Source organism: Trinickia sp. (genome assembly GCF_051961175.1).
GTDB lineage: Bacteria > Pseudomonadota > Gammaproteobacteria > Burkholderiales > Burkholderiaceae > Trinickia.
Map to the genome: position 1 here is coordinate 1 of NZ_JBQCDN010000462.1, position 6,447 is coordinate 6,447.

At 61.7% G+C, this 6,447-nt stretch carries 7 protein-coding genes and 1 tRNA gene; 5 read left to right on the forward strand and 3 right to left on the reverse strand.

Annotated features, from left to right (window positions below):
* Positions 1-51 precede the first annotated feature (51 nt).
* Together ACTHL0_RS26215 and ACTHL0_RS26220 are read left to right on the forward strand one after the other, a co-directional pair.
* Positions 52-127 (forward strand) — tRNA-Thr (locus tag ACTHL0_RS26215).
* Between the two features lie 293 nt (positions 128-420).
* Complete coding sequence (locus tag ACTHL0_RS26220) at positions 421-1,194, forward strand: DUF3800 domain-containing protein (RefSeq protein WP_440570011.1); 774 nt, start codon at positions 421-423, stop codon at positions 1,192-1,194.
* Positions 1,195-1,503: 309 nt separating this feature from the next.
* Here ACTHL0_RS26220 and ACTHL0_RS26225 read toward each other — a convergent pair whose 3' ends face one another.
* Entirely contained in the window at positions 1,504-2,424 is a 921-nt protein-coding gene (locus ACTHL0_RS26225) for a LysR substrate-binding domain-containing protein (protein WP_440570013.1), read from the reverse strand.
* A 130-nt stretch (positions 2,425-2,554) separates the two neighbouring features.
* Between ACTHL0_RS26225 and ACTHL0_RS26230 the strand changes: the two genes are divergently transcribed.
* The 3 genes from ACTHL0_RS26230 to ACTHL0_RS26240 all read left to right on the forward strand — a co-directional run bounded on the left by ACTHL0_RS26230 (position 2,555) and on the right by ACTHL0_RS26240 (position 4,865).
* Entirely contained in the window at positions 2,555-3,673 is a 1,119-nt protein-coding gene (locus tag ACTHL0_RS26230) for an aldo/keto reductase (protein ID WP_440570015.1), read from the forward strand.
* Between the two features lie 417 nt (positions 3,674-4,090).
* Complete coding sequence (locus ACTHL0_RS26235) at positions 4,091-4,240, forward strand: hypothetical protein (protein ID WP_440570016.1); 150 nt, start codon at positions 4,091-4,093, stop codon at positions 4,238-4,240.
* Positions 4,241-4,268: 28 nt separating this feature from the next.
* A complete protein-coding gene (locus ACTHL0_RS26240; protein WP_440570018.1) occupies positions 4,269-4,865 on the forward strand; it encodes a chorismate mutase in 597 nt (198 codons plus the stop codon).
* Positions 4,866-4,893: 28 nt separating this feature from the next.
* On the opposite strand, the gene ACTHL0_RS26245 is transcribed toward ACTHL0_RS26240, so the two are convergent.
* Positions 4,894-6,048, reverse strand: a complete 1,155-nt coding sequence (locus ACTHL0_RS26245) for an exonuclease domain-containing protein (protein WP_440570019.1) — start codon at positions 6,046-6,048, stop codon at positions 4,894-4,896.
* 127 nt (positions 6,049-6,175) lie between these two features.
* Complete coding sequence (locus tag ACTHL0_RS26250) at positions 6,176-6,379, reverse strand: cold-shock protein (RefSeq protein WP_102646167.1); 204 nt, start codon at positions 6,377-6,379, stop codon at positions 6,176-6,178.
* Positions 6,380-6,447 lie beyond the last annotated feature (68 nt).

The following is a 6,447-nucleotide window of genomic DNA, read 5'->3' on the forward strand; positions in this document are numbered from 1 at the left end:
CTTGCGCACCTTCGAAAAGTGTCGCTATAATCGCGTTTCTCTGATGTTGATGCCGGAATAGCTCAGACGGTAGAGCAGCGCATTCGTAATGCGAAGGTCGGGGGTTCGATTCCTCTTTCCGGCACCACAAGATTCAAGCAAAAAGCCCAGTCCTCGTGACTGGGCTTTTTGTTTTGGCTGGCGTAGCGGCTGATTGCGCGCCACCGGTTGGCAGCATGGAGCGGCGTGAATCGCACAACTCTGAATCGCATAGACCTCGGACGAGTCTGATAAGTCTCGTCATTGCGTGACTGCCGCCGACCTCCCCCTATCATTACGCCGCGTTTGACACAACGAACGTGCGAATCGTGGCATCCGAAAATTGCGCAACCGATCGACACCACGGATGCACGTCCTTTCCAAGCTTCAAGACCACGCGATATGCCGAGCAGCTTCCGCGTCTACATTGACGAATCAGGAGACGAGGGCTTCAAATTCCTACCCAATGAACACGGGAGTTCCAGATGGTTCGTGTTGTCCGCCGTCGTGATCAGAAAGGAGCGGGATCTTCAACTTGTACAGTTGGCGAAGGACATGCGCATCCTCTTGAAGAAGGAACCAAAGTACGCGCTGCACTTCCGCCATCTCAAGCACGAGCAGCGGGTACCGTTCGTTCGCCGAATTGGAGAATCGCCCCTGCGGCATATCCATATCCTCGTCCATAAGCCATCGATCGCGGACCCGGAAAAATTTCGACAGGAAAAGTTCTCGCTCTATCGCTATGCGACCCGTTTGCTGCTTGAGCGCGTGAGTTGGCTCTGCCGAGACTACTATCAGGCCACGGACAAGGGTAATGGTCTCGCAGACTTGATCTTCTCGAATCGCTCGGCGATGTCGTACGAGGATCTTCGCGATTACTTGCGGCGCCTGCGAGCGCTGTCAGAAGTGCGAATTCATTGGGATAGCGTCGATCCCGATGCAGTCAGCGCAGTCTCCCACGACCAACTCGCCGGACTACAAATCGTCGATGCAGTCGCCACAGGAGTTTTCTACTCGGTCCACCGCTCTGTGTACGGAGAAACGGAAGACGGGTACCTGCGGCTATTGGCACGCAACATCTATCGGAATCGAGGAACGGCCGACGGATACGGACTGAAATTTTGGTGTACCGACGCGGAGGAGAAGAAGCGGGTGTTGGCCGTGGTTGCCAACTGAAAAGAAGAAAGGAGGAACTGTTGCAGGCCCCGGATTCGAGGATCCCACCCATTCGGGCTGCCGTCTCGCGACGACCTCTACTGGCTCCGCGCTCGCCTGCAACGATGCTCACTATACGGGCCTAACCTCATCTCGGCAAGTCAACGACCGGCCCACCCCACGACCGAGTGGGTAGCCGCACCGAAAGACAGTCTTTCCCCGTTGCCCCAGAAAGCAAAGCAGTACCCAGCGGTCTTCCCTTTTGATGAAACGCAAGCCCGGTTAACCGCCGGGCTTTTGCATTTCTGCGATGTCCGGGACAGGATCGCTTCATCGCCCCCTGCCCGCGCGGCACCTCTCCTTCAAGAAATCCACAAACACGCGCAGCTTCAACGGCATCTGGGTCCGGCTCGCCATATAAAGCGAAAAGCCGTCGAACGTCAGCGACCAATCGTCGAGCACGCGCACGAGCCGACCATCGGCCAGTTGCGGCCGAATGAAATCCTCGATGACGTGCAACAGCCCTACGCCCTGTTCCGCCGCACACACCATCGTACGCAGATCGTTGGTGACGAACGTTCCCGCCGTCGCTACCTCGAAGGTGCGGTTTGGCTCGCCCGCCTCGGCAAACTCCCAACGATAAATCCCGCGGCTCGTCGAGAATCGATAACGCAGGCAGTTATGCCGTATCAGATCGTCTGGTGTCGAAGGTTTCGAATAGCGCGCGAAATACTCGGGCGAACCTGCCACCGCGATACGCAAAGGCCCCGATAGCGGCACTGCGACCATATCGCGCGCCAGTTGCTCGCCCAAGCGGATACCCGCATCGAACCCCTCTCCGATGAGATCGGTCAGCCCTTCTTCCAACGCCAATTCCACCACGACGCCCGGATAGCGGCGTGCGAACTCCGCCATATGCGGCATAACGAGCAAATCGCTCGCGATGCGCGGAAGATTGACGCGCAGCGTACCCGCCGGTTCGCCGCGCGATTCGTCGAGCGCCTCACAGGCCGCGTCCAACATTGAAAGCGCCGGGCGCACGCGTTCCAAAAACTGCGCGCCCGCCTCCGTCAACGCCACCCGACGCGTCGTCCGATTGAACAACCGCACGTTCAACCGAGCTTCGAGCGCGCGGATCGACTGAGACAAAGCAGACGCCGAAACGCCGCCCTCCGCCGCGGCCCGCGTAAAGCTTCCGTGGCGCGCAACGTTCGCGAATGCCACGAGCGCGGGCAGTTGTGCCGGATCCATAAGCCGACTCCCTTCGTTCTTTTATTAAGCTGAGCTTCACAATGAATCCAGCCAGCCGCTATTTTTCCATAAGATCAAATGCCGCACGATACGCCCATCGACACTTCCTCCCAACGCAAGGAGCACTGACATGACGATGAACCGCTACACCCTCCTGGGCCGTTCGGGCCTGCGCGTTTCGCCGATTTCGCTGGGCACGATGACGTTCGGCGACGAATGGGGCTGGGGCGCCGACGAAGCGACGGCGCAACGCTTGTTCGACCTCTACGTCGACGCAGGGGGCAACTTCATCGACACCGCCGATCTGTACACCGAGGGCACGAGCGAACGCTTCGTCGGCAAATTCGTCGCGGCGCGCGGGTTGCGCGATCAACTGGTGATAGCGACGAAATACAGCTACAACGCGCAAGCCGGCAACCCCAATGCGGGCGGCAACCACCGCAAGAATTTCATGCGGGCGCTCGACGGCTCGCTCAAGCGCCTGAACACCGACTACATCGATCTGTACTACCTGCACACGTGGGATCGCATGACCCCGGTCGATGAAGTCATGCGGGCGATGGACGATGCGGTCCGTGCGGGCAAAATTCGCTATGTCGGGCTGTCCGATACGCCCGCGTGGTTCGCGGCGCGTGCGCAAACCCTGGCACAGTGGCGCGGGTTCGAACCGGTTGCCGCCATGCAGCTCGAGTACTCGATGATCGAGCGCAACGCCGAATTGGAATTCGCCGACTTGGCGACGGAGCTGGGAATGGGCCTCGTCCCCTGGAGCCCGCTCGGGATGGGCGTGCTTTCCGGGAAATATAAGCCGTCGCAGGGCGGCTTCACGGGGAGCGGCCGGCTCGAAACGGTCCTCTCCGAAAACCCCGGCGCCAAGCCGCCGCCGGGATTCGACAAACTGACGGAACGCAATTTCCGCATCGTCGCCGAACTCGAAACCGTCGCCCGTGAGGCAGGCCGGCCGATGGCCCAGGTCGCGCTGAATTGGCTCCATCGCAAGCGCGGCGTCGCGAGCATCATCGTCGGCGCGACGAAACCCGAACAGTTGAGCGATTCGATGGCATCGCTCGATTTCGACCTGGATCCGGCACTGGGCGCGCGGCTCGATGCTGTCTCCGAGCCCGCACGCCCGTTCCCGTACTACATGTTCGAAGACGGCCACCAAGCGCGCATCCATGGGCATGTCGACGTGCGCAGCAAGAGCGACGCGTTCGATCGCCCCATCCACGTGCCGGCGCCACGGACGTAACGCCCAAGCATCGCCCCCCCGCTCGCGCGGGGGTGCCGTTATTCGATGCGCCGATGCGCCGACGCGCCGATGAGCGAATCGGCGAATGAAAGAACGGACATCCGGTTCACCCACCCGGCAAGGAGGCTAAGCGATAAAGACTGCGTGAATCTCCCCACGTACGGCGCCCGATGCAATGAGAACCGCGTATTCACGTGCGTTCCGAGACGGACATCCGTTGAAAAGCGCCACAAGCTTGCACCCAACGCGAATCCACGCGGCACATACGCTCGATTTGATTTTCGTCAAAGAATCATCGAGCTCTCTTCAAAGCGCGCGAGGCTGTGCCGTTAATGCAACAAAGCGTTAAAAAAAGATTCGGCGCTGGCGCTTCGAAGGAACCGCGTCGGATAATCGTCACGTGCCAGGAGATCAATCATGGAAGCCAAGCCCACCAGAATTCCGCCCCCCGAGAAAGTGTCCAGCCCGGATCCGGAACCGGTAGGCGTGGAGTTTCTGGCGACCGAACTGCCCGAGCACGTGCGCGCGTTCTTCGACGAGCAACGAAAATTGTGCGAACCGAAATGACGATCGCGGGCCTGGGAGCCTGCGCCGAATGACGGCTCGCGCGCGCCGCAGGGCGCTGCCTGTCGTCGCACTTTGTTTCGCCCTTTCGCTGGCGTGTGCCGGTGCGCGCGCCGATGGCGACGAGACCGCCATGACTAACCTGGTCGCCCTTGTATCGGAGCGGTTGGCGTTGGCCGTGCCTGTCGCTCAATGGAAATGGGCGAACCATCGCCCGATCACCGACGCGCCCCGCGAGTCCGCATTGCTCGCCGACGTCGAGCGGCGCGCACAGACAGCCAATGTCGACCCGGCCTTCGCTCGCGCGTTTTTTCAGGATCAGATCGACGCCAGCAAACAGGTGCAGACGGCGCTATTCGCACGCTGGCGCACGTCGGCGCCGCCATCCGGCGTCGCACCGGATCTGGCAACGAGCACCCGGCCGCAACTCGATCGCCTGACGCAAGCGTTGATGACGGCGCTAGCGCACGTGCAGCCTGCGCGCCAGAGCGAAGATTGCCCTACCCGGCTTGCACACAGCGTAACGAATTGGAAAGCGCTGACGCGCTATGGGGCCATCGACGCATCCGCGCTCAACACAGCCCTTTCCCACGTCTGCGCATCGGGCGGCGTCGGCGCCCAAGGCTAGCCTCCCTCCCCTGCGCGCGGCTCGCAGGCTACGCCGCGTCAGCCGCCTCGCGCACCCCTATTGCTTCCAACGGCGTCACACGAAGCCCGCGAGCCAGATGCGCCTGCAAGACGCGGAACGTCGACGGCTCGTACGCCGGCTCGGCTGTTGCAGCCGCAAGGGCACGCGCCGCCATGAGCGTGGGTGCGGCGCCCAGGTAGCACCACCGGTCGACGACATGGAACACCGGCTCGGCCGCGGACTCGTCGCCCCGCTCTTCGAACACGATCGCCGCCTCGAACGGCCACGCCGCACCCAGCGATTCGGCGCGCCCGGCGCGCGGCTGCCGATTATGCAGCGGGCGCAATGCAGCCACCCACTGCGCCTCCGTCAGCAGCGCACCGACTTCGCCGCCGGTCGCCACCCACTTCACCCGGCGCACCTGCTCGGCGATCCGGGTTTCCCGGGCCGAGCGCCGCTCGCCCGTCAGATGCGCGCGTACCCGCTGCCGCAGCCGCACGCTGCGGCCGACGTAAAGCGGCGCGTCGGCCGCATCGAAGAACGCATAAACACCATGCCCTGCCGGCGCGGCATCGATCATGTCCTCGGTGATGTCTCCCGCGATACGGTAGCGCCGCACCGTGCGATCGATTTGAGCGCGAAGGACATCAGGCGCCCAGGCACCGTGCAGCCGCTGCCAGAACTGCCAGAGCAAATCGGCATCCGCCAACGCACGATGGCGCGCCAGCGGCTCGAGCGCGTGGCGTTCGATCAGCGCATCGAGCCCGTGACGTTTCTCGTGCGGCCATAGCGCGCGCGAAAGCTTGACCGTGCATAGGACGTCGGGATTGAAGGCCAAACCGGCACGCTGGAACTCGCCGCGCAAAAAGCCTCGGTCGAAACTCGCGTTATGGGCAACGAACAGCCGGCCATCCAGCCGCTCGAACAATTCGGCGGCAAGCGACGCGAACGTAGGCGCATGCCGAACCATGTCGTCGGTAATGCCTGTAAGCGACTGAATGAAGGGGGGGATGCGCTGCTGAGGATTGACGAGCGTGCTCCAACGCGAGACGCCGCCCTGCCCGACTTGCACGATGCCGATTTCGGTAATTCGATGCTCGGCGACCGAGCCGCCCGTGGTTTCGAGATCAACGAACACGATGGGCGCATCGATCAATGGGGGCAGCAACGTTGGATCTGACATGAATAAGGGCGCTCGGGTGCTTCGACTAACGAAGTATGCACCACCCGAGCGCCCTTGGAAGGATGCGTGCCGCGCCGACAGGTGCCGTCACGAAAACGGCCGGGCGCGGCTTGCCTGGACAAACGTATTACAGCGGGCGGATGTTCGCCGCTTGCTTGCCCTTCGGGCCGGTCTTCACATCAAACTGAACGCGTTGATTTTCTTTCAGAGACTTGAAGCCTTCAGCTTGAATCTCGGAGAAATGCGCAAACACGTCCTCATTGCCCTTGTCGGTCGTGATGAAGCCAAAGCCTTTAGCATCGTTGAACCATTTTACGACACCGGTTTCCATAGTACTAATTCCCTCGAAATTTTAATAGACGGGCAGCGCCCTCCGCCTGAAGCCCAGCCTCGGAAGAA